General features: G+C 61.2%; 19 protein-coding genes. 10 read left to right on the top strand and 9 right to left on the bottom strand.

Annotated features, from left to right (window positions below; translation table 11 throughout):
• From AWB83_RS18510 to AWB83_RS18500, 3 genes are all read right to left on the bottom strand, one after another.
• Positions 1–904: IS630 family transposase (locus AWB83_RS18510; protein WP_087047061.1), on the bottom strand; the 904-nt coding region annotated here is incomplete at its 3' end.
• 609 nt (positions 905–1,513) lie between these two features.
• Positions 1,514–1,771 (bottom strand): DUF4148 domain-containing protein, encoded by a 258-nt coding sequence (locus tag AWB83_RS18505; protein WP_087047060.1) that lies wholly within the window; start codon positions 1,769–1,771, stop codon positions 1,514–1,516.
• A 137-nt stretch (positions 1,772–1,908) separates the two neighbouring features.
• Positions 1,909–2,853: a LysR family transcriptional regulator gene (locus tag AWB83_RS18500; RefSeq protein WP_087047080.1), complete on the bottom strand. Its 945-nt coding sequence runs from the start codon at positions 2,851–2,853 to the stop codon at positions 1,909–1,911.
• A gap of 184 nt (positions 2,854–3,037) precedes the next feature.
• Between AWB83_RS18500 and AWB83_RS18495 the strand changes: the two genes are divergently transcribed.
• From AWB83_RS18495 to AWB83_RS18485, 3 genes are all read left to right on the top strand, one after another.
• A complete protein-coding gene (locus AWB83_RS18495) occupies positions 3,038–3,961 on the top strand; it encodes a dihydrodipicolinate synthase family protein (protein ID WP_062611768.1) in 924 nt (307 codons plus the stop codon).
• Between the two features lie 240 nt (positions 3,962–4,201).
• Entirely contained in the window at positions 4,202–5,644 is a 1,443-nt protein-coding gene (locus tag AWB83_RS18490; protein WP_087047059.1) for an MFS transporter, read from the top strand.
• A 191-nt stretch (positions 5,645–5,835) separates the two neighbouring features.
• Positions 5,836–6,909, top strand: coding sequence for a porin (locus AWB83_RS18485; protein ID WP_087047079.1), 1,074 nt, complete (start codon positions 5,836–5,838; stop codon positions 6,907–6,909).
• A gap of 438 nt (positions 6,910–7,347) precedes the next feature.
• Here the strand turns inward: AWB83_RS18485 and gyrB are convergent, their stop codons facing one another.
• The 3 genes from gyrB to dnaA all read right to left on the bottom strand — a co-directional run bounded on the left by gyrB (position 7,348) and on the right by dnaA (position 12,874).
• A complete protein-coding gene (gene gyrB, locus AWB83_RS18480; protein ID WP_087047078.1) occupies positions 7,348–9,819 on the bottom strand; it encodes a DNA topoisomerase (ATP-hydrolyzing) subunit B in 2,472 nt (823 codons plus the stop codon).
• A gap of 114 nt (positions 9,820–9,933) precedes the next feature.
• Positions 9,934–11,037, bottom strand: coding sequence for a DNA polymerase III subunit beta (gene dnaN / locus AWB83_RS18475; protein ID WP_087047058.1), 1,104 nt, complete (start codon positions 11,035–11,037; stop codon positions 9,934–9,936).
• 262 nt (positions 11,038–11,299) lie between these two features.
• The gene (gene dnaA / locus AWB83_RS18470; protein WP_087047057.1) at positions 11,300–12,874 is read right to left on the bottom strand and encodes a chromosomal replication initiator protein DnaA; all 1,575 of its coding nucleotides are present in this window, start codon (positions 12,872–12,874) and stop codon (positions 11,300–11,302) included.
• A gap of 407 nt (positions 12,875–13,281) precedes the next feature.
• Here dnaA and rpmH point away from each other — a divergent pair, with 407 nt between their 5' ends.
• From rpmH to yidC, 4 genes are all read left to right on the top strand, one after another.
• Positions 13,282–13,416, top strand: coding sequence for a 50S ribosomal protein L34 (gene rpmH, locus AWB83_RS18465; protein WP_006998755.1), 135 nt, complete (start codon positions 13,282–13,284; stop codon positions 13,414–13,416).
• Between the two features lie 89 nt (positions 13,417–13,505).
• The gene (gene rnpA, locus AWB83_RS18460; RefSeq protein ID WP_087047056.1) at positions 13,506–13,979 is read left to right on the top strand and encodes a ribonuclease P protein component; all 474 of its coding nucleotides are present in this window, start codon (positions 13,506–13,508) and stop codon (positions 13,977–13,979) included.
• A gap of 58 nt (positions 13,980–14,037) precedes the next feature.
• Positions 14,038–14,373, top strand: coding sequence for a membrane protein insertion efficiency factor YidD (gene yidD / locus AWB83_RS18455; protein WP_208636768.1), 336 nt, complete (start codon positions 14,038–14,040; stop codon positions 14,371–14,373).
• An 8-nt stretch (positions 14,374–14,381) separates the two neighbouring features.
• A complete protein-coding gene (gene yidC, locus AWB83_RS18450) occupies positions 14,382–16,052 on the top strand; it encodes a membrane protein insertase YidC (RefSeq protein WP_087047055.1) in 1,671 nt (556 codons plus the stop codon).
• 92 nt (positions 16,053–16,144) lie between these two features.
• Here yidC and AWB83_RS18445 read toward each other — a convergent pair whose 3' ends face one another.
• Positions 16,145–16,561: a transcriptional regulator gene (locus tag AWB83_RS18445; protein WP_087047054.1), complete on the bottom strand. Its 417-nt coding sequence runs from the start codon at positions 16,559–16,561 to the stop codon at positions 16,145–16,147.
• 310 nt (positions 16,562–16,871) lie between these two features.
• Here AWB83_RS18445 and mnmE point away from each other — a divergent pair, with 310 nt between their 5' ends.
• Positions 16,872–18,260: a tRNA uridine-5-carboxymethylaminomethyl(34) synthesis GTPase MnmE gene (mnmE, locus tag AWB83_RS18440; protein WP_087047053.1), complete on the top strand. Its 1,389-nt coding sequence runs from the start codon at positions 16,872–16,874 to the stop codon at positions 18,258–18,260.
• A 2-nt stretch (positions 18,261–18,262) separates the two neighbouring features.
• Here mnmE and AWB83_RS18435 read toward each other — a convergent pair whose 3' ends face one another.
• Entirely contained in the window at positions 18,263–18,733 is a 471-nt protein-coding gene (locus AWB83_RS18435; protein WP_087047076.1) for an SgcJ/EcaC family oxidoreductase, read from the bottom strand.
• Positions 18,730–19,356, bottom strand: coding sequence for a LysE family translocator (locus AWB83_RS18430; protein ID WP_087047052.1), 627 nt, complete (start codon positions 19,354–19,356; stop codon positions 18,730–18,732). The genes AWB83_RS18435 and AWB83_RS18430 overlap by 4 nt, the downstream gene beginning before the upstream one ends.
• 398 nt (positions 19,357–19,754) lie before the next feature.
• Between AWB83_RS18430 and sap1 the strand changes: the two genes are divergently transcribed.
• Both sap1 and AWB83_RS18420 read left to right on the top strand, forming a co-directional pair.
• Entirely contained in the window at positions 19,755–20,099 is a 345-nt protein-coding gene (gene sap1, locus AWB83_RS18425) for a surface attachment protein Sap1 (protein WP_087047051.1), read from the top strand.
• 290 nt (positions 20,100–20,389) lie between these two features.
• Positions 20,390–20,941 (top strand): YaeQ family protein, encoded by a 552-nt coding sequence (locus AWB83_RS18420; protein WP_087047050.1) that lies wholly within the window; start codon positions 20,390–20,392, stop codon positions 20,939–20,941.
• Positions 20,942–20,943: the final 2 nt, after the last annotated feature.

Genomic DNA, 20,943 nt, shown 5'->3' with positions numbered 1-20,943 from the left:
GCGTGGCGAACCAGCGTTCGACCTGATTGAGCCATGACGCCGAAGTGGGTGTGAAGTGAACCTGGAAGCGGGGATGACGAGCGAACCACGCCTTGATCGAGGGAGTCTTATGTGTGCCGTAATTGTCCATCACCAGATGCACATCCAGGTGGGGCGGCACGCTGGCTTCGATGGTGCGCAGGAAACGCAGGAATTCGTTGCTGCGATGACGCCGGTGCACCTCGCCGATCACTTCGCCAGTGACAATGTCCAGCGCAGCAAAGAGCGTGGTCGTACCGTGACGCATGTAGTCGTGAGTGCGTCGCTCGGGAACGCCTGGGGCCAACGGCAATATGGGCTGCGTGCGGTCCAATGCCTGTATTTGGCTCTTCTCGTCAACGCACAGCACCATCGCCTTGAGCGGCGGATCCAGGTACAGGCCGACAATATCGCGCACCTTGTCGACGAATAACGGATCGCTAGAGAGCTTGAACGTTTCCTGCCGATGCGGTTGCAGTCCGAAGGCACGCCAGATCCGCGACACTGCCGTCTGCGAGAGCTTCATCTCTCGGGCCATCGTTCGCGTGCTCCAGTGCGTCGCCCCGGCAGGCACGGACTCAAGCGTCTTCGCAATAACAGCATCGACATGTGTGTCGTCGATTGCCCTGGGTGCACCGGGGCGTGGCGCGTCAAGCAGTCCGTCCACACGGTCTGCGACAAATCGCGCGCGCCATTTAGAGACAGTTTGCTGTGTAAGCTGCAGTTTCGCCGCGACCGTCTTGTTGTCCATCCCTTCGGCACAGGCCAGCACGATGCGCGCTCGCAACGCTAACGCCTGCGCTGTCTTGCGCCGCATCGTGAGCGCCTTCAGTTGCTCGAATTCCGATCCGTTCAGCGCGAGTTCTCGTTTGGGCCGTCCGCTCATCGCCGTCTCCTACTACGAGTGCCACACATAGCACTCTAGTACCCGGTGAAAATAATTCAATGAATTTGTAACTCACCACACTAGTGGAACGCAGAACAATGAAGGCTCTCGCGTTTTTTATTCGCGATGCATCGCTTCAATGATCGAGAAGGTCGCGATGCTCGCCTTCGCCAATAGTTCTGATTTGAGACTCGCGCGGTGATCTAAATACCACACGGGCACAAGCGTTCCAGGCGAGCTTGCTGCCCCATCCATGCGTCTGCATGACTCTCGTGGGTGGCGGGCTTGCTGATTGTCGCTTTGCGCATCGCTCTCCTGTCTGGCCATTGAAGCGATGGCTTCTGGCCCTCGTAAAGCGGTCGCAAATGGGGTACGGATCGAAGGGCGGTTTAGGGTCGGGTTCGGCCGGCCGCGCTGGGCGGCGGCCGGCCGGAAGGGACGCTCGCGGTTATCGGCACCTTGACGTTCGAACGGCAGTTCGCCTCCGGGAGGCGTCGCTCAAGCTGTGGTTCGCAACCCGTGCGAGGGATCCTGTTTCTGGCGCAGGCAGGATTCGGCGGACCGACACGACGCGGCCGGCCCAGCGCTTGGGCCAGCGAACGGTCAACGTTAGTGTTGCCGTGTGCCGGATTGAATCGCGGCCTGGCGCTGCGATGACGTTTGCTCAGCCTGCAATCGCGCTTCAGCCTTTTGCAGATTGACCGGGTAGTCCACATCAACAGCCAGCGGGTTGTAGCCGGCTTGTTCGAGATTGGCGAGTTCGGCGCGTACTTGTGCGCGCGTAAGTGGCGCATCGGTTTGAGCGAACGAAGTAATTGGAGCAGAGGCGAGCAGAGCGACGGCAACCATCACGAAAATTCGTTTCATCACATACCTACTTTTTGGCGTCGGGTCATCTGAAGTACTGCTAGAAGCCTCAAAGTATATGCGCCATAAGCTAGGTATTTTCCCTTATTCGGACAATACTACATTGCGCAAAGCACAATGCTGCGCGCCGACAGCCCTTAGATGGACCGCAGAAAGGCAGCAGACACGCCCAGTTGAAGATCTGAGGAGAGGGTGCGCGACCGCGCGATCTCCTTGGTGAGCTGCTTCACCGTGCGGCACGCCAGCGTCAGTTCGCCGTGAGGCGACATGGCCAGCGCAATGAAGCGCGGCACGGACGGCTCAACCACCATTGACGCCTGCAACCGGCATTCCTTTTCAAGGTTGGCAATCGCGTAAGGTCCGAGCAACCCGTAGATGCCGCCATCGGCCACGATGTGCCCCTGCAGACCCAACGAGTCGGCTTCTGCCGCGAAATTCAGGGAGACCTGGTGTTCACCGGCAATTTGTTCGAGTCGGTCGCGCCAGCTATTAGGGCGGCAGAAGAAAACCAAGGGAATCCCGTTAAGCTTCGAGAAAGCAATCGTGGGGTGTTGGGTCAGAGAATCGCCTTCCGCGCCGACCAGGTAGGTCGCTGCCTCAACCAAATACTCGTCACCGTCTTTCGGCGTCGGGTTATTTCTAAAAAGGATGGCGAGGTCAACACTGCCGTTTTCCAACCACGTATCCAACAAAGCCCCCTGACCCTCGCGCACTTGTAACTGCACCAAAGGATAACGTTCTCGAAGGCGATGGTAGAGCGTGCTGACCAGCGGATGAGCGGTGGAAGGCAAGATCCCGAGCCTGACTACGCCAATCGGTTCTCCCGCAGTACTGCGGATGTCGTTGGACAACTGTTCCGTGCTCGCCAGCCACGTCCTGACGCGCGGGGCGATCCGCGCCCCCAGTTCCGTCAGTATCACGCCGCGCCCCGTCCGCTGAAACAAGCGGCCGCCGCAGTACTGCTCCAGTTCAACAATCTGGCGACTGATATGCGGCTGGCTGGTTCCGTACGCCACGGCCGCCTTGCTCAAGCTACCGAGTTCTGCCGCGTCGATAAATAGCTTCCAAGCCGCGTAGTCCACCTTCCGGCCTCCAGTCAGATATGTCAAATCAGTATAGCTGAAATGTGTGACTAGGCAGTTCTCGCATGGGTCCTCCATCCCTACACTGCAACGCATGCACCGTTGTTCCTCAGCCTGAAGCGAAACGAGCAGCGGGCTCTCCTCTGCGGAAAGAGGAGCCGAAAAGCTCACATTTGGAGACGTCATGAAAGCGATCGATCTGCGCGGTTTGGTCCCGGCACCCGTTACCCCCTTCACCCGCGATGGCGCGGTGGACCATGCAGCAATTCAAAGACTCGGTTCTTGGCTCGGCAGCATCGAAGGCGTTAAAGGTCTGACGGTGCTCGGCCACGCTGGCGAAGGCACGTTCATGACGCAGAAAGAACAGGCTCAAGTCATCGAAAGCTTCGTGAAGTCCGTCGACGGCAAGATTCCGGTCATCGCCGGTATCACGCTCGAAGGTACGCAGGTCGCCGTCGACGAAGCGAAGCGGGCCGTGGAAGCCGGCGCGTCGGCGGGTCTCGTGTATCCGTCGCACGGCTGGCTGCGTTTCGGCTACCAGAAGGGCGCACCGCAAGACCGCTATCGCGCCATCTACGAAGGCAGCGGCCTGCCGCTGATCCTGTTCCAGTACCCGGATGCCACCAAGGCGACCTACAACCTCGAAACGCAGTTGGAAATCGCCGCACAACCGGGCGTGTTTGCAATGAAAAACGGCGTGCGCAATATGCGTCGCTGGGACGTTGAAATCCCCATCATCCGTCGCGAGCGTCCGGAACTGCAAATCCTGACCTGCCACGACGAATATCTGCTGCACACGATGTTCGACGTTGACGGGGCACTCGTCGGTTACGGCGGCCTGGCTCCCGAGCCGCTCATCGAGCTGATCAAAGCAGGCAAGGCGAAAGACTACCAGGCCGCGCGCGCGATCCACGATCGTCTGCTGCCCGTCACGCGCAACGTGTACCACCGTGGCTCGCACATGGAAGGCACCGTGGCACTCAAGCACGGCCTCGTAGCCCGCGGCATTCTCGAGCACGCTACCGTGCGCTCGCCGCTGCTGCCGCTAGCGGAAGGCGCGGACGTTGAAATCGCCGACGCACTTCGCTCGGCAGGCCTCGTCGACTGACGCGGAAGAGGCGTATTCATAGCCGTTATGACGATAGCGAAGCGCTGCGCCCGCTTTGCTATCCGCTTTAAGCAGTAACGGCGACGCACGAACACTTGGTTCGCGCGTCGCCCCATAACAGGATCGGGAAACGACCAAACAGGCTCCAGCGTCGCGACACAACAAGAAAGAAACGCGACCGGCGCTTCAAAACAAGAAGAAATCCGAGGGCCCATAAAATGCAGCTTTTCAGGAGACAGCATGAACACCCCTTTGACCGCCTACAGCGTCGGCGTTGGTCAATCCGAGAGCGCAACCCGCACCACGAGCGAGCAAATGCGTGCGGCGAATCTGCTGTTCCGCATTGAGAACGTACCGTTCTGCCGCTGGCACACGAAAGCCCGTATCGTCATGGGCAGCGCGACCCTTTTTGACGCATTCGACGCCCTTTCGCTTGCTTTCGTCCTGCCGGTTCTGGTGGGTCTCTGGCATCTTTCTCCCGGCCAGATTGGCGTGCTGATCGCCGCCGGCTATCTCGGCCAGGTAGTAGGTGCGTTGGTGTTCGGCTGGCTTGCTGAGCGCATCGGTCGCGTACCGAGTGCGACGGTGACGGTGGGTGTGATGTCAGCCATGAGCATCGTCTGCGCCTTCACCGGCAGCTTCCACATGCTGTTCTTGATGCGCTTTCTGCAAGGCATCGGCGTGGGCGGAGAAGTGCCCGTCGCGGCCACGTATATCAACGAGCTGTCGCAAGCGCATGGCCGGGGACGTTTCTTTATTTTGTACGAACTCATTTTCCCGCTGGGTCTGCTTGCAGCCGCGCAGTTGGGCGCGTTCATCGTCCCCCGGTTCGGTTGGGAGTATATGTTCCTCGTGGGTGGCATCCCGGGCATCATTGTCGCCTTCCTGATTGCACGTCTCCCCGAATCGCCGCGCTGGCTTATCTCAAAGGGACGCTTCGATAAGGCGGAAGAAATCATCGAGCGCCTGGAGGCCAGCACGCCCAAGCGCAGCCTCGACACGCAGACGCAGAAAGCCGAGGTCGACGAGCGCGTGGTGAGCCTCCTGAACGGCCTGCAGTCGAAGCAGAAGGGATCGTGGAAGGAACTCTTCTCGCCGTTCTACGGTGGGCGCACCATCATAGTGTGGTTACTCTGGGCGACGTCTTACTTTGTCGCGAACGGCATCAACAACTGGCTGCCCAGCCTCTATAAGACGGTCTACCATCTGCCGCTGCAAGAGTCGCTTCACATGGCGTCCATCTCGAACGTCCTGAGCACGTGTGGGGTGCTTGCCTGCGCGTTGTTGATTGATCGTGTCGGGCGCCGGCGGTGGGCAATGGCCTGTTTCATCATCAGCGGCATTCTGCTCGCCGCACTGGGTATTCATGGCGCTGGCAGCGCGTGGTCCGTGATGTTCTTGGGATCGTCGGCCTACGCGGTACTGGCAACCACGACTGTACTGCTGTACCTGTACACCCCTGAAATCTATCCGACCCGGATGCGCGCGATCGGTACGGGCCTCGCGACGTCCTGGCTGCGAGCCGCTTCTGCTGCCGCGCCCGCGATCGTCGGCGTCGTATTAACAGGGAAAGGTATCGCTGCGGTATTCATCCTGTTCGCTGTGGTCAGCGCAGTGGGCTTCTTCGTGGCTTCGCGAATGGTGGAGACGACCAATCGCGCGCTCGAAGAGATCTCCCCGTAACCGCTCGCATTCCTTGTCGCTCCTTCTCCTGGCATTGAACCAAGGGAAGGAGGCTCCTCGCTCGCAACACAACCTTTAATTTCAGCGCGACAGGTTCGCAGACAGCGACAACGCTCCCAGACAGTCCGTTCGTACTCCTGATCGGATGTCAGTGGAAGCTGCATATAACAAGATGAATGGAGACAACCGAAATGAAAAAGGTACAACGGGTCATGGCCCGCGCCTCATTGCGGAACGTTGCTGGCACACTTGGCGTAGCAGCGATGCTAAGCTCCGGCCTCGCATTGAACCCTGTCAACGCCCGCGCAGATAGTGGTTCCCAAGTCCAACTGTATGGGATCGTCGGCACCTATGTCGGCAGTGTCAAACGTAGTGACACGCCGCAATCCACGGTACTCATGGGCAGCGGCGGATTGACCACTTCGTTCTGGGGAATCCGCGGCAAGGAAGATCTGGGGGGCGGCGTTAGCGCCATCTTCGCTCTTGAGAGCTTCTTCCAGCCTCAAAACGGCGCGCAGGGCCGCAATGCGACAGACCCGTTCTTTTCACGCAATGCGTACGTGGGCTTTCAAGGCGACTTCGGTCAGTTGACGTTCGGGCGCCAAAGAAATCCGACCTATACGGCCGAATCCCTCATCAACCCGTTCAGTTCGTCGACGGTCTTTTCGCCGCTCGTCCTTCAGACGTTCGTGACCAACTACGGCGGCACGATCATCGGCGATACGGTGTGGAACAACACCGCCAAGTACACAACGCCAGACTTTAAAGGTTTCGGCGCAACGGTGATCTATGGCCTCGGCGGCGTTGCGGGGTCGCCCGGCGTCGGTAACCTCGGCGTTCACCTGAATTATCAAGGTCACGGGCTTACGGCCGTGCTCTCTGGCCAGCGTGTACGGTACACCGCAGCGGGGCCGGTCGGCGCGCAGTACGCCTACCTCGCGGGCGCAGCGTACGACTTCAAGGTCGTGACGCTTTATGGCGCGTGGGCGATGACAAGTGACGTGAGTACGCCTACAGGCAGCCACACGTACGAGGCGGGTTTCTCCATCCCGTTCACACCGGCCGATTTCCTGCTCGCCGAATGGGCGCGGACGCAACGGTCGGGACCGACCCCTGCGACCAACGGCTTTCGCAATACGGCGTCTCTCGGCTATGACCACTTTCTCTCGAAGCGCACAGACATCTACGCGATTTACACCTACGACAAGCTGAGCGCTCGTCCCACCGGCAACACCTTTGCGGTCGGCGTTCGACACACGTTCTAGTTTCTGGCCCGGTCGGTGAGCAGCTCCTCGATTGGAGCCAGTGGACGATTCCAACGGTTCCCCGAAGCATCCTGCAGACGGGGAAGCGCCTTCGACGAGCCTGCACCGAGATGGCGGGTGCTCGGTCGGTACTAACTCTGCCCGCGAGTGGCGGTCGTACCCTCAGAAGCGGCCGTTCTGGTTAGATGAGGCAGAATGGCGGCTTAGGGTCGTCAATCGCCTGTCGCATTCTTGGAAGCGGTCATTCATCAGCGCGCGTACTAGGACCGACCGCGCCGCGACGAGCGGACGGTGCCCCACAAGGGCACCGTCTGACGTAGGTCGGGGTGTTCCCTCGAATTCGGAGTTTTCCAGGCAGTCCAGTCAACTCCGTGCTCTCGAGTCCAGCTAACCGTGCACTAATCCTGCCAATTCCGTTTCCCTGCAGCACACTTGAGATCAAACATCAATATTCCCCGCCCTCAACGCATTACTCTCGATAAACGCCCTCCGCGGTTCGACATCATCCCCCATGAGCGTGGTGAAGATGCCATCGGCGGCAATCGCATCCTCGATCTGCACGCGCAAGAGACGCCGCACGTTCGGATCCATCGTCGTTTCCCACAGCTGCTCGGGGTTCATCTCCCCGAGGCCCTTATAGCGCTGCTTGCTGACGTTGCGTTCCGCATCCGCGATAAGCCACTTCATCGCGCTCTTGAAGTTGGACACGGCCATCGACCGCTCGCCGCGCCTGATCAGCGCACCTTCTCCGATCAACCCCTTGAACGTATCCGCAGTCGAAACGAGCTGCTTATAGTCGGCGGTCAACTGAAGGTCCTCATCGAACACGTAAACCTTCACATTGCCGTGATGACGCCGCTTGATATGCAGCGACCGCAACTCGCGCACTTGATCATAAGCCGCTTCGACGGACACTTCGGGCTTGAGCGGATCGGCGCGCAGCCGCTCTTCGAGCCGCTTCGCCGAAGCCTCGGCCGCTTCCTGTGACGACAGATCGATCACCACGCCATCCATCACCGCTTCGAGCGAGGCCGCGTCATAGATGCGGCTCAAACGATCCACCACCGCCTGCGCCAACAAGTACGCCCGTGCAAGCTCACCCAGCGCATCGCCGGAAATCGGATCTGCGCCTTCGCTCGGTATCAATTCGGAACCCTGCAACGCGAGCTTCAACATATGCTGATTGAGCTCGTGCGCATCCTTCATATACCTTTCGTCCTTGCCCGCCTTGATCTTGTAGAGCGGCGGCTGCGCGATATAGATATACCCGCGCTCGACGATCTCCGGCATCTGCCGATAGAAGAACGTCAGCAGCAGCGTACGAATGTGCGCACCGTCCACGTCCGCGTCGGTCATGATGATGATGCGGTGATAGCGCAGCTTGTCGAGGTTGTAGTCATCCTTGCCGATGCCGCACCCAAGCGCCGTCACCAGCGTGACGATCTGCTCGGAAGAAAGCAGCTTGTCGAAGCGCGCCTTTTCGACGTTCAGCACCTTGCCGCGCAGCGGCAGAATCGCCTGGAACTTGCGGTCGCGCCCTTGCTTGGCCGAACCGCCCGCCGAGTCGCCCTCGACGATATAAATCTCCGACTTCGCCGGATCCTTCTCCTGGCAATCCGCGAGCTTGCCCGGCAGGCCGATGCCATCGAGCACGCCCTTGCGACGCGTCATCTCGCGCGCCTTGCGCGCGGCATCGCGAGCACGCGCCGCATCGACGATCTTGCCCGTGATGATCTTCGCGTCGTTCGGCGTCTCCTGCAGATAATCCTCGAGCGCCTTCGCGACGATCTCCTCGACCGGCGCACGCACTTCGGACGACACCAGCTTGTCCTTCGTCTGCGAACTGAACTTCGGCTCCGGCACCTTCACCGACAGCACGCACGACAAGCCTTCGCGCATGTCGTCGCCGGTCGTCTCGACCTTCGCCTTCTTCGCGATCTCGTTATCGACGATGTACTTGTTGATGACGCGCGTCATCGCCGCACGCAAACCCGTCAGGTGCGTGCCGCCGTCGCGCTGCGGAATGTTGTTCGTGAAGCACAGCACGCTCTCGTTGAAGCTGTCGTTCCACTGCATCGCCACTTCCACGGTCACGTTCTCGCGCTCGCCCGTCGCGTGGAACACGTTCGGGTGCAGCACCTGCTTCGCCTTGTTGATGTACTCGACGAAGCCCTTCACGCCGCCCGCGAACGCGAAGTCGTCTTCCTTGCCGGTGCGCTGGTCGGTCAGGCGAATGCGCACGCCGTTGTTCAGGAACGAAAGCTCGCGCATGCGCTTCGCGAGAATGTCGTAGTGGAATTCGACATTGCCGAAGATTGTCGCGTCCGCCAGGAAGTGCACTTCAGTGCCGCGGTTTTCCGTGTCGCCGACTACGGGCATCGGCGAATACTGCACGCCGTCCTCCTCGACGATCTCGCGGTTCTGCACGACGCCGCGCCTGAACTCCATGAAGTGCTTCTTGCCGTCGCGGCGCACCGTCAGGCGCAGCCATTCGGACAGCGCGTTCACGCACGACACGCCCACGCCGTGCAGGCCGCCCGACACCTTGTAGCTGTTCTGGTCGAACTTGCCGCCGGCGTGCAGCTCGGTCATCACGATTTCCGCCGCGCTGCGCTTCGGGTCGTGCTTGTCGTCGCGCTTCAGGCCGGTCGGCACGCCGCGGCCGTTATCGGTCACGGAAATCGAGTTGTCCGCGTGAATCGTGACGTGAATGTCGTCGCAATAACCGGCAAGCGCTTCGTCGATGGAGTTGTCCAGCACTTCGAAAACGAGGTGATGCAAACCGGTGCCATCCGACGTATCGCCGATATACATGCCCGGGCGCTTGCGCACCGCCTCCAGACCCTCGAGGATCTGAATGGACGATGCGCCATAGCTGTTGTCGGGTTGCGAATTTGTGTTTTCAGTCATGGATTTTTTCCGGTTCTGCGTCACTGCCTGGGTTACTGCTCGAACTTTTCAAAACACCTTAAAAACGCCAAAGGGGCGCGCCGCCCCTTGGAGTGTTCACGGTAAATGCGCGCGTCAGATGCGCATCGGCATCACCACGTACTTGAATTCCTCGTTGTCGGGAATCGTGATGAGCGCGCTGGAATTGGCGTCGCCGAGGCTCACATTGAGCGTATCGACCTTCAGATTCGCGAGCACGTCGAGCAGATACGTGACGTTGAATCCGATATCGACGGTGTCGCCCTGATAAGCGATCTCCAGTTCTTCCTGCGCCTCTTCCTGGTCGGCGTTGGTCGACATGATCTTGAGCTGGCCCGGCTCGACGAGGCAGCGCACGCCCTTGAACTTGTCGGAGGTCAGAATGGCCGCGCGCTGCAGCGAGCGTTGCAATTCTTCACGGCCGATTTCGAACGTGTTCTTGTGCGACTTCGGAATCACGCGCTGGAAGTCGGGGAACTTGCCCTCGACGAGCTTCGACACCAGCTCCACCTGCCCGAAGCTGAACTTCACCTGCGTCGCGGCGATGTCGATCTTCAGCGTATCGTCGATGTCTTCCAGCAGACGCTGAAGCTCGAGAATCGTCTTGCGCGGGATGATGACTTCCTGGCGCGGGAACGAGCCTTCGATCTTCATCGACGAGAACGCGAGGCGGTGGCCGTCGGTCGCGACCGCCATCAGCTGGTCGCCGTCCACCACGAGCAGCATGCCGTTCAGGTAGTAGCGGATGTCCTGCTGGGCCATCGAGAAATACACCATGCCGAGCAGCTGGCGGAACGTCTTCTGCGGAACCGAAAGGCTCGCGCCGAAGTCAGTAGCCTGGTTGACGGTGGGAAATTCGTCGGCGGCGAGCGTCTGCAGCGCGAAACGGCTCTTGCCGGAACGCACGGTCAGGCGCTTGTCGGAAAGATCGAGCACGACTTCGCCGGAGGGCATCGCGCGCAGAATGTCGAGCAGCTTGCGCGCGGCGACCGTGGTGGCGACCTGGTCGCTGCCGACGCCGAAATCGGCGCGGGTCGTGATCTGGAGTTCGAGGTCGGTCGAGAGGAACGACACATCGGCGCCGTTCTTGGTAATGAGCAGATTGGCGAGGATCGGCAACGTATGGCGGCGTTCTACGATACCGCTCACGGTTTGCAGCGGCCTTAGAAGATTGTCTCGTTCAGTCTTGACCAGTTGCATAGAGTTCCTTCGTTGATGTGACGGCTCGTCCGTCGGTTTCGCCACCTTATTGCCGACGGACAACCTCGTAACCCGCGTTGCCGGCCCCCCGCCGGTCACTCGCGAAAGCTTGACGCCAAGCCGCCCAGGCCTTGAGCGGCTAAACCTATATTGTGCCTCAAAACGGAGGCGCCCCCTAAAAATGGGGGCGTTTTCGTCAAAAAACAGGCTTTCGCGCGCAATATCTGACGCGTACCTTCTTCGCGCCGCGCCGCTCGATCCTTTAGCCCTTCAGCGTCTGTTCGAGCACGTGCAACTCGTGATTCAGCTGCGCGTCGGTGCCACGCTCGGACGCGATCTTGCGCACCGCGTGCAGCACCGTCGTGTGGTCGCGTCCGCCAAAAAGCTCGCCGATCTCGGGCAGGCTCTTCTGCGTCAGCTCCTTCGCCAGATACATCGCGATCTGGCGCGGGCGCGCAATGTTAGCCGGCCTTTTTTTCGAATACATGTCGGCGACCTTGATGTTGTAGAAGTCGGCGACCGTCTTCTGGATGTTCTCCACCGAGATCTGGCGGTTCTGCACCGTCAACAGGTCTTTCAGCGCTTCCTTGGTCAGCTCGATCGTGATGTCGCGGCCGTGGAACTTCGAGTACGCGAGGATCTTGCGCAGCGCGCCTTCGAGCTCGCGCACGTTCGAGCGCAGATGCTTCGCGACGAAGAACGCCACGTCCTCCGACAGGCTCACGCCTTCGGACAGCGCCTTGCGCATCAGAATCGCGACGCGCATTTCGAGCTCGGGCGGCTCGATCGCCACCGTCAAACCGGAGTCGAAGCGCGAGATCAGGCGATCGTCGATGCCGGAGATTTCCTTCGGATAGGTATCGCTCGTGATGATGACCTGCGCCTTGTTCGCGACGAGCGCCTCGAACGCGTAGAAGAACTCTTCCTGCGTGCGCGACTTGCCGGAGAAGAACTGAATATCGTCGATGAGCAGCAGGTCGAGCGAATGGTAATAGCGCTTGAAGTCGTCAAAGGCCTTGCGCTGATATGCCTTCACGACATCGGACACGTACTGCTCCGCATGGATGTAGCGGATGCGCGCGCCGGCCTTGTCCATCAGCAACTGGTTGCCGATGGCGTGAATCAGGTGGGTCTTGCCGAGCCCCACGCCGCCATACAGAAAGAGCGGGTTGTACGAGACGCCGGGGTTGTCGGCGACCTGGATCGCCGCGGCGCGCGCGAGCTGGTTCGCCTTGCCGGTGACGAAGTTGTCGAAGGTCAGCACCGGGTTCAGCTTCGATCGCTCGTACGCGGAATCGTTTTCACTGGCGGCCGAAGGAGCGCCGCCCGGACGCCATGTGCGTCGGCCGGCGGCGGCTTCGTTGGCGTCGAGGCTCGGGAGGTCAAGATCGGCCTGATCTTCCTGCGTCGCTTGTGCCTGCTGCGCCGCTTCGGCTGCAAGCGCGTTGATGTGGGCAGTGGCGTTGGCATGCGCCACGACCGATGGCGCTTGCGGCACGGCCGCAGACGGCGCCGGCGCACGCGGCGCCGCAGGCGCGCTCGCGCGCGGCGCGGCATTCAGGCCGCCGCCGATGGCGTTGCGCGCAGTGGCCTTCGGATCGAGGACGAATTGCACGTCGATGGACGCGCTGAAGAAATCGCGCGCCACATCGGCGATACGGCCCGAAAACTGGCTCTTCACCCAGTCGAGCTTGAAGCGGTTGGGAGCGGCGATGCGCAGGGTGTTCGCGTCGGCATCGAAGTCGACCGGGGTCAGCGGCTTGATCCACGTGACGTACTGCTGCGGCGTAAGTTCGCGCGCGAGCAGTGCGGAACAGTGTTCCCAGAAATCGTTCATCGAATGCGGTCGTTATGGTTGCTCCGCGCACCTGCCGGCCGTGCTTGCCGAAGCTCATCGGCAAGTCCCGGCACAGCCGAGCAGGCGTGCTCCGGAGGCTTACGCCGCAAGGGTTTGCGGGCGAATGGCGGGCCGAAGCAGCGGGCGGATATTTGGGAGTAAGGCGAGATTCTAACGCCAAACGAGGGCGTCGCGCGAGTTATCCACAGGGACACATCAGCGCGTCGGAGCGCGCCGGAATGCCCCTGCTCCGGCGTCTATTCTCGCTAACCTATTGACGGTCAATAGGAAAACGGTTTAAATAGCGGGTTCCGCGAAAACAGAATTCCTGAACCTCCGGCCATCGCGCTTGCAGTGACCACACTGGAGCCAAGCCCGCGCGGTCAATCAACTCAAGTGAGAGCATCATGAAACGTACTTACCAACCTTCCGTGACGCGCCGCAAGCGCACCCATGGCTTCCGCGTTCGCATGAAGACCGCTGGCGGCCGCAAGGTCATCAACGCTCGCCGCGCGAAGGGCCGCAAGCGCCTGGCAGTTTAAGTCTGCCGGAACGGTTCGCTAAACGAGCCGCTCGCGGCTTTCCCGTCGACGAGTCGCTCACGCGCCGCACAGAAGTCTGGAGACAGGACATCGTTCAGTTGCCGGCGCAGGCCGCGTTCCCCAAGGCCGCAAGGCTGCTGAAAACGGATGAGTTCTCATCCGTTTTTCGTTTGCGCCCCTGGCGACGCTCGCCGCACTTCGTGCTGTACGGCAAGCCGACGGGGAACGCAGCACGGCTCGGGCTGGTGATCGGCAAGAAGCAGGCGCCGCGCGCCGTCACGCGCAACCTGATCAAGCGGCTTGCGCGGGAGGCGTTCCGGTTGCGCCGTCAGCAGCTGAACGGTTTCGATATTCTCGTGCGGCTGCACACGAAGATCGACCGCAAGGCGATGCCGAGCGCGAGCTCCCCGCCGCTCAGGGCGCTCATCGGCAGCGAATTGGAAACATTGCTCGACCGTGCCGTGCGCGAAGCAGCGCGCCGCTCGGCCGAACCCGTGGCGGCGCCGCCTGATGCGCCCGCCGTCGACGATTCATCCGGCCCGACCGGTTCATCAGGGTCATGAAGCGCAGGATGCGCCAGGTTTGTCCATCGTGACGAACCGGGCGTGCGGCGCGAAGCTTATGCAAACGGCACTCATCGCGTTGTTGCGCTTCTACAAGGTTGCTCTGAGCCCCCTGCTCGGCAACCGGTGCCGCTTTTATCCTTCCTGTTCCGACTACGCGCGCGAAGCAATCCAGTATCATGGCGCCGCGCATGGCACGTATCTCGCCGTGAAGCGGCTCTGCCGCTGCCATCCTTTCTCGGCGGGCGGCGTCGATCTCGTGCCGCAGCCTCCCGGGCATGCCGGCGATCCCGACAAGCCCGATTCGCGCCCGGATTCCGCGTCCTCCGGCAAGTCCCCGCGAGACAAGCTTTCAACACTAAACGGCGCTGAAGCGCTTTCCGATCGACACTGAGACAACGCATGGATATCAAACGCACCGTCCTATGGGTCATCTTCTTTGTGTCAGTTGTTTTGCTGTTCGACAACTGGCAACGCGACCATGGGCGCCCGTCGATGTTCTTCCCGAGCGCGACGCAACCGGCCAAGACCGCCAGCAACCCCGCACCGGGAACGGCTACGCCGGGTGCGCAGCCGTCCGAGCTGCCGAACGCGCCGGCCGGCACGGCCGCGCCCGGCGCGACGACGCCGCCCGCCACGGCGCAAGCCCAGCTCGTCAAGTTCACGACGGACGTGTACTCCGGTGAGATCGACACGCGCGGCGGCACGCTCTCGAAGCTTTCGCTGATGAAGGAAGGCGATGGCAAGCAGCCGAACCTCTACATCACGCTGTTCGATCACACGGCGAACCATACGTACCTCGCGCGCACGGGCCTGCTCGGCGGCGACTTCCCGAACCATAACGACATCTTCACGCCGGTGCCGGGCCAGACCTCCCTCACGGGCGACGAGAAGACGCTGAAGATCGCGTTCGAATCGCCGGTGAAGGGCGGCGTGAAGGTCATCAAGACCTACACGTTCACGCGCGGCAGCTACGTGATCAACGTCGATACGAAGATCGAGAACGTCGGCACCGCGCCGGTCTCGCCGAAGCTCTATATGGAGCTCGTGCGCGACAACACGCCGGTCGAAACGCCGCGCTTCTCGCACACCTTCATCGGGCCGGCGGTCTACACGGATCAGAAGCACTTCCAGAAGATCGACTTCTCCGACATCGACAAGAACAAGGCCACCTTCGAGCCGTCCGCCGACAACGGCTGGATCGCGATGGTGCAGCACTACTTCGCGTCCGCGTGGATTCCGCAGCAAGGCGCGAAACGCGACATCTACGTGCAGAAGATCGATCCGGACCTGTATCGCGTGGGCGTCACGCAGGCGGTGCAGACCATCGCGCCGGGACAGAGCGTGAATGTCGATGCGCGTCTTTTCGCCGGCCCGGAAGAAGAGCGCATGCTCGAAGGCATCGCGCCGGGTCTGGAGCTGGTGAAGGACTACGGCATGGTGACGATCATCGCCAAGCCGCTTTTCTGGCTGCTCGAGAAGATCCACAGCTATGTCGGCAACTGGGGCTGGGCGATCGTGCTGCTCACGCTGCTCATCAAGGCCGTGTTCTTCCCGCTGTCGGCGGCGAGCTACAAGTCGATGGCGCGCATGAAGGAAATCACGCCGCGCATGCAGCAGCTCCGCGAGCGCTTCAAGAGCGACCCGCAGAAGATGAACGCCGCGCTCATGGAGCTGTACAAGACCGAGAAGGTCAATCCGTTCGGCGGCTGTCTGCCGGTCGTCGTGCAGATTCCGGTGTTCATCTCGCTGTACTGGGTGCTGCTGTCGTCGGTGGAAATGCGCGGCGCGCCGTGGATCGGCTGGATTCACGATCTGTCGCAACAGGATCCGTACTTCATCCTGCCGGTGCTGATGGCCGCCTCGATGTTCGTGCAGACCAAGCTGAATCCGACGCCGCCCGACCCCGTCCAGGCCAAGATGATGATGTTCATGCCGATCGCGTTCTCGGTCATGTTCTTCTTCTTCCCGGCCGGTCTGGTGCTGTACTACGTGGTGAACAACGTGCTGTCGATCGCGCAGCAGTACTACATCACGCGGATGATGGGACAGGGCAAGAAGAAAGCGGCCTGAGGCTTCTTCCGACTTGATCTGAACGTGGAAACGCCCGGCTTGCCGGGCGTTTTCGTTTTCGCCGGCCGTCTGGAAGCGTCAGGGCGCGGCGCTCACCGCTTCATCGATCCATAAAACTGCTCGACCAGTTCTTCGAGCAGGTACCGGTGATGCGGCGAGAGCGCCTCGATCTTCGTCGCCAGTTCGAGCGTTTCCTCCGATGCCGGATATTGCTCGTCGTGCGCGAGCGGCTTTGGCGTTACTTGCGGATTGCCGCTCGGCGGCGGCCCGTAGTGCAACCAGTGCTGATCGACCTTGAACCATTCGGCGAGCGTCTTCAGCTTGTCGACGGTTGGAATCGAACGCGCGGTGAGCCACTTGTGCGCCGTCTGGGGCGAAACCGGCTCCCCCTGGTAGCGCAGGTTGAAGTGCAATGCGAGATCGGTCGCGCCGCGCATCTTTTCGGGTGCGCGGGTCATCGAGAATTTGAGCCGCTCGGAGAAATCGGCCTTTTCTTGTGGTGTAGGCATGGGCTGGATTGTGCGAGGCAATCGCTGCTTACAAGTCAACCAATTGCGCTAGATTTGGCCCAATCCTGTATGCATTTATCTTATGTGAGCGTTTTATATAACTGCCTTTTAGCAGCGTTGTTTGCGCCCATAGCCAGTAGGGTCGAGACATCGCTTCGTCCGCCGGGCAAACATCTTCTCGAAAATCGATTCAATCGCGTATCTTAAATAAGATAACGCAAGAATCCTCCTAAACCTAGCGCCGGAGGGTGCGGACTGTCCGCCGCGCTACAATGCCGGCACTCCGAAACCACCTGTCCGCACCGCCGTCATGTTGAGCAACGATACCGATCCGATCGTCGCAATCGCCACCGCGCCCGGGCGCGGAGGAATCGGAGTCGTGCGTCTGTCGTTTGGGCGAGCGGGTGAAGCCGCCGCGCAGAAAGCCATGCACGCGCTGTGCGGTCAGGCGCTCGCGCCGCGACACGCCAGTTATGTGCCGTTCGTCGACGTCAAGGGAGAAGCGCTCGATCGCGGCATCGCGCTCTACTTCCCGGCGCCGCACTCCTATACGGGCGAACACGTGCTGGAGTTGCAGGGCCACGGCGGTCCGATCGTCTTGCAGCTGGTTCTGCAACGCGCGATCGAAGTGGGCCGCGACTTCGGCCTGCGGCTCGCCGAGCCGGGCGAGTTCACCCGACGCGCCTTTCTCAACGACAAGCTCGATCTCGCGCAGGCCGAAGCCGTCGCCGATCTGATCGAAGCGAGCACGGAAGCCGCCGCGCGCTCGGCCGGCCGTTCCCTGGACGGCGCGTTTTCGCGGGAAATTCACGCGCTCGTCGAAGACGTGATCAATCTGCGCATGCTCGTCGAGGCGACGCTGGATTTTCCCGAGGAAGAGATCGACTTTCTCGAAGCGGCGGACGCGCGCGGCAAGCTCGCGCGCATCCGGCAACGGCTGGATGCAGTCCTTGCCGATGCGCGTCAGGGTGCGCTCTTGCGCGAAGGGCTGTCGGTCGTGCTCGCGGGCCAGCCGAACGTCGGCAAGTCGTCGCTGCTGAACGCGCTTGCGGGCGCGGAACTCGCGATCGTCACGCCGATTGCCGGCACCACGCGCGACAAGGTTGCGCAAACCATCCAGGTCGAGGGCATTCCGCTGCATATCATCGATACGGCGGGCTTGCGCGAGACACAGGACGAAGTGGAGCGCATCGGCATCGAGCGCACGTGGGGCGAGATCGAGCGAGCGGATGTCGTGCTGCATCTGCTCGATGCGCGCGTCGGTTCGACGGCGGAGGATCAGGTCATTGCCGCGCGCTTTCCGCAAGGCGTGCCGATTGTGCGCGTGATGAACAAGGCCGACCTTGCGGGCGTGCCGCCTGCGGTGCGCGACGGTGAAGACGACGCGCGCGAGGTGAATCTGTCCGCGAAAACCGGCGATGGAATCGCGCTGCTACGCGACGAACTGCTCAAGATCGCCGGCTGGCAGGCGGGCGCGGAAAGCGTGTATCTCGCGCGCGAACGGCATCTGATCGCGTTGCGCGAGGCCCGCGATCATCTCGCGCTCGCCGCGGAGCATGCCGATCAACAGTCTCAGGTGCTCGATCTCTTTGCGGAAGAACTGCGGCTCGCGCAGGACAATCTCAATTCGATCACCGGAGAATTCACTTCCGATGACTTGCTGGGCGTGATCTTCAGCCGCTTCTGCATCGGAAAATAAAATCAGGCGCCCTGCGGCTTGCCCACCTCGCGCAACTCCGCGCTGAGCTGCTCGCTCTCTTCCGGCCGCCCGTGAAACGCCGCCGGCGTGTTCTGGAACATCTCGATCCGATATGCGCCGTCGCAAAGCGAAAGCACCATCGTCTGAATCGCATTGAAGCGCGGATCGAGCTCCGTCGCGCCGCGCGGCCACATGCCCGCGACCGCGCGCACGAGCAGCGTCTGCCCATTCGCCATGCGCCTCACTTCGCGCACCTTCGCGACGAAAAGCGGCGTCGGATGCTGCGCGAAGATCGGCTGAAGATGCGCTTCGATGCACGCGCGCCCATCGACCGGGCTCCCGTCGAAGCCAACCAGGCTGCCGCGTTCCGTGAAGCGCGCCGCCATTGCCGCCGCATCTTGCCGGTTCCAGTCGTCCAGCAAGCCGAAATACACGCGCCGCGCGCTCGCGGTCCAGTCCTCGGGCTGACTCATGCCGCTTTCTTCCATGCCGCCGCGAAGACGCCCGCGCCCATCAGGAGCGCGCCGCCCGTGCGATTGACCGCGCGCTGCACGGAAGGCTTGCGGATCGCCTTGCGCGCGCCGGACGCCAGCAGCGCGTAGGCGAACGCATTGGCCGCAGCAAGGCCGATGAAGGTCGCTTCGAGAATCGCGATCTGCGACACGCTCGCGGCATGCGGATCGACGAATTGCGGAACGAACGCGACGAAGAAAATGAGGCTCTTCGGATTGAGCGTCGTGACGGCATAGGCGTGCGCCATGATGCGTCCCGCGCGCAGCTCTCCCGTGGGTTTCACGGCGTCCGCATCGACCACCGGCGCGCGCCACAGCTTGATGCCGAGGTAGAAGAGATAAGCCGCGCCGACCCACTTCACGACCATGAACAGTTCGGCGGACGCCGCGAGCAGCACGCCGAGGCCCAGCATCGACGCGGTCATCGCGGTGAGATCGCCGAGTGCGACGCCGGCGGTCGTCGCGAGCGCGTATTTGCGGCCGTGGCCGAGCGCGTAAGACACGACGAGCAGCACCGTCGGCCCGGGAATCGCGACGAGAATCGCCGAAGCGATCGCGAACGGCAGCCATTGAGCAAGGGGCATTCTTGTTCTCCTTGATTCGATGCTTCGATTTATCCACGAACGCGCTGGCGTGGCAATAGGCCGTTCAGCCAGCTTGACGACGCAGCGTGCGGATCCAGAAGCGTAGGTTTCGCGCATCTTCCTAATGCGCCGCACCAAAAGCCGCCAAGAGGCAGATTGTCGCAGGCGAGCCGCACTGATCAAACGCTTTCATTTCTCTAAAAGCGCTATTTCGCAGATTTTCATTTGATTTACGCACGGAGATTGTCGATTTAAAACCCTGTGACATTCTGACGTGTTGCGCCCGCACACAACATATGCTTGCAAGTTTAGCGCACTCAACTAGCATGACTCTTGCGGTCATCCGCTTTTAAATACATAGCTAATTGCGAAACGGTTTTCGTTTGGAGGCTATATACATGAAGAAACGCGCCAGTGCTCTCTTCGCGATGATGGGTTTGTGCGCCGTCGTATCCGCAGCGCAAGCCCAAGATAGCGTTATTCAGCCTCAGAAGACATTCACGTTTCGGCCCAATTCGTATGGCTGCTTGTCCAAGGACAAGTTCGATTCGGCCGACCAGCACGCGAGAGCCGGCGAGCATCAGAAGATGCAGCAGTATTTCGAAGGCTATGAATGTATTTCGACTCCGGTCGAATCGCATTTTCGCGTACTGCGCGTAGTTGGGCATGACGTCGAATTCGTCAATGCCGCCAACAACGATACGCGGGGAATGTGGACTGCCGACCGGTTCATCGATCAATAAGCCGGCTCACCACGTAGACGCACTTCTGCAATCCGGCGCGATTTTTGAATCGCGCCGAGGCTTCGATTTAGCCGCGAATTAATAGACGGCATAAATCCGCGCCTTTTCCAACCAGTGTTTTTTCTTCCGCGCGGCGGGCGTATCGTCCACGCGCGCGCCTCGCTGTCTTCCAAATTCTCGTCAATTCGCCGCACAATGTCGGTCGCGCGCGGCTGAGCGCGTGGCACCGATCGGCTTTCGATCCCGCTCACCTCCAATTTGCCGGCCGACGAACCGGCCCCCGACTCTGAATGGCTCTCAAATCCACGATCTACAAGGCAGACCTCCAGATTGCCGACATGGACCGCCACTACTATGGCGATCATTCTCTGACCATCGCGCGTCATCCGTCCGAGACGGACGAACGGATGATGGTGCGCGTCGCCGCGTTCGGCCTCTTTGCCGACGAGCGCCTGGAGTTCTGCAAGGGTCTGTCCGATACCGACGAGCCGGATCTCTGGCAAAAGGATCTCACCGGACAGATTCAGACGTGGATCGAAGTGGGCCAGCCCGACGAGCGCCGCATCTCGAAAGCGAGCGGCCGCTCGGAGCGCGTGATCGTCATCGCGTACTCAGGCAGGACTGCGGACATCTGGTGGCAAGGCGTGAAGGGCAAGGTCGAGCGGCTGCAGAACGTGACGGTCTGGTCGCTTGCGGATGGCGTCGCCGAAGCGCTCGGCAAACTCGCCGAGCGGACGATGCGCCTGCAATTGATGGTGCAGGACGGCGAGGCGTCGCTGGGCAGCGAGCAGATTGATCCCGTTGCGATTCGCTGGAATGCGCTCAAGGGCGGCGCGGCCTGATG

This window comes from Caballeronia ptereochthonis, assembly GCF_001545075.1.
GTDB classification, from domain to species: Bacteria; Pseudomonadota; Gammaproteobacteria; order Burkholderiales; family Burkholderiaceae; genus Caballeronia; species Caballeronia ptereochthonis.
Note: the sequence above shows the minus strand (reverse complement) of the source record. Positions and strands in the feature narration are given on the sequence as shown.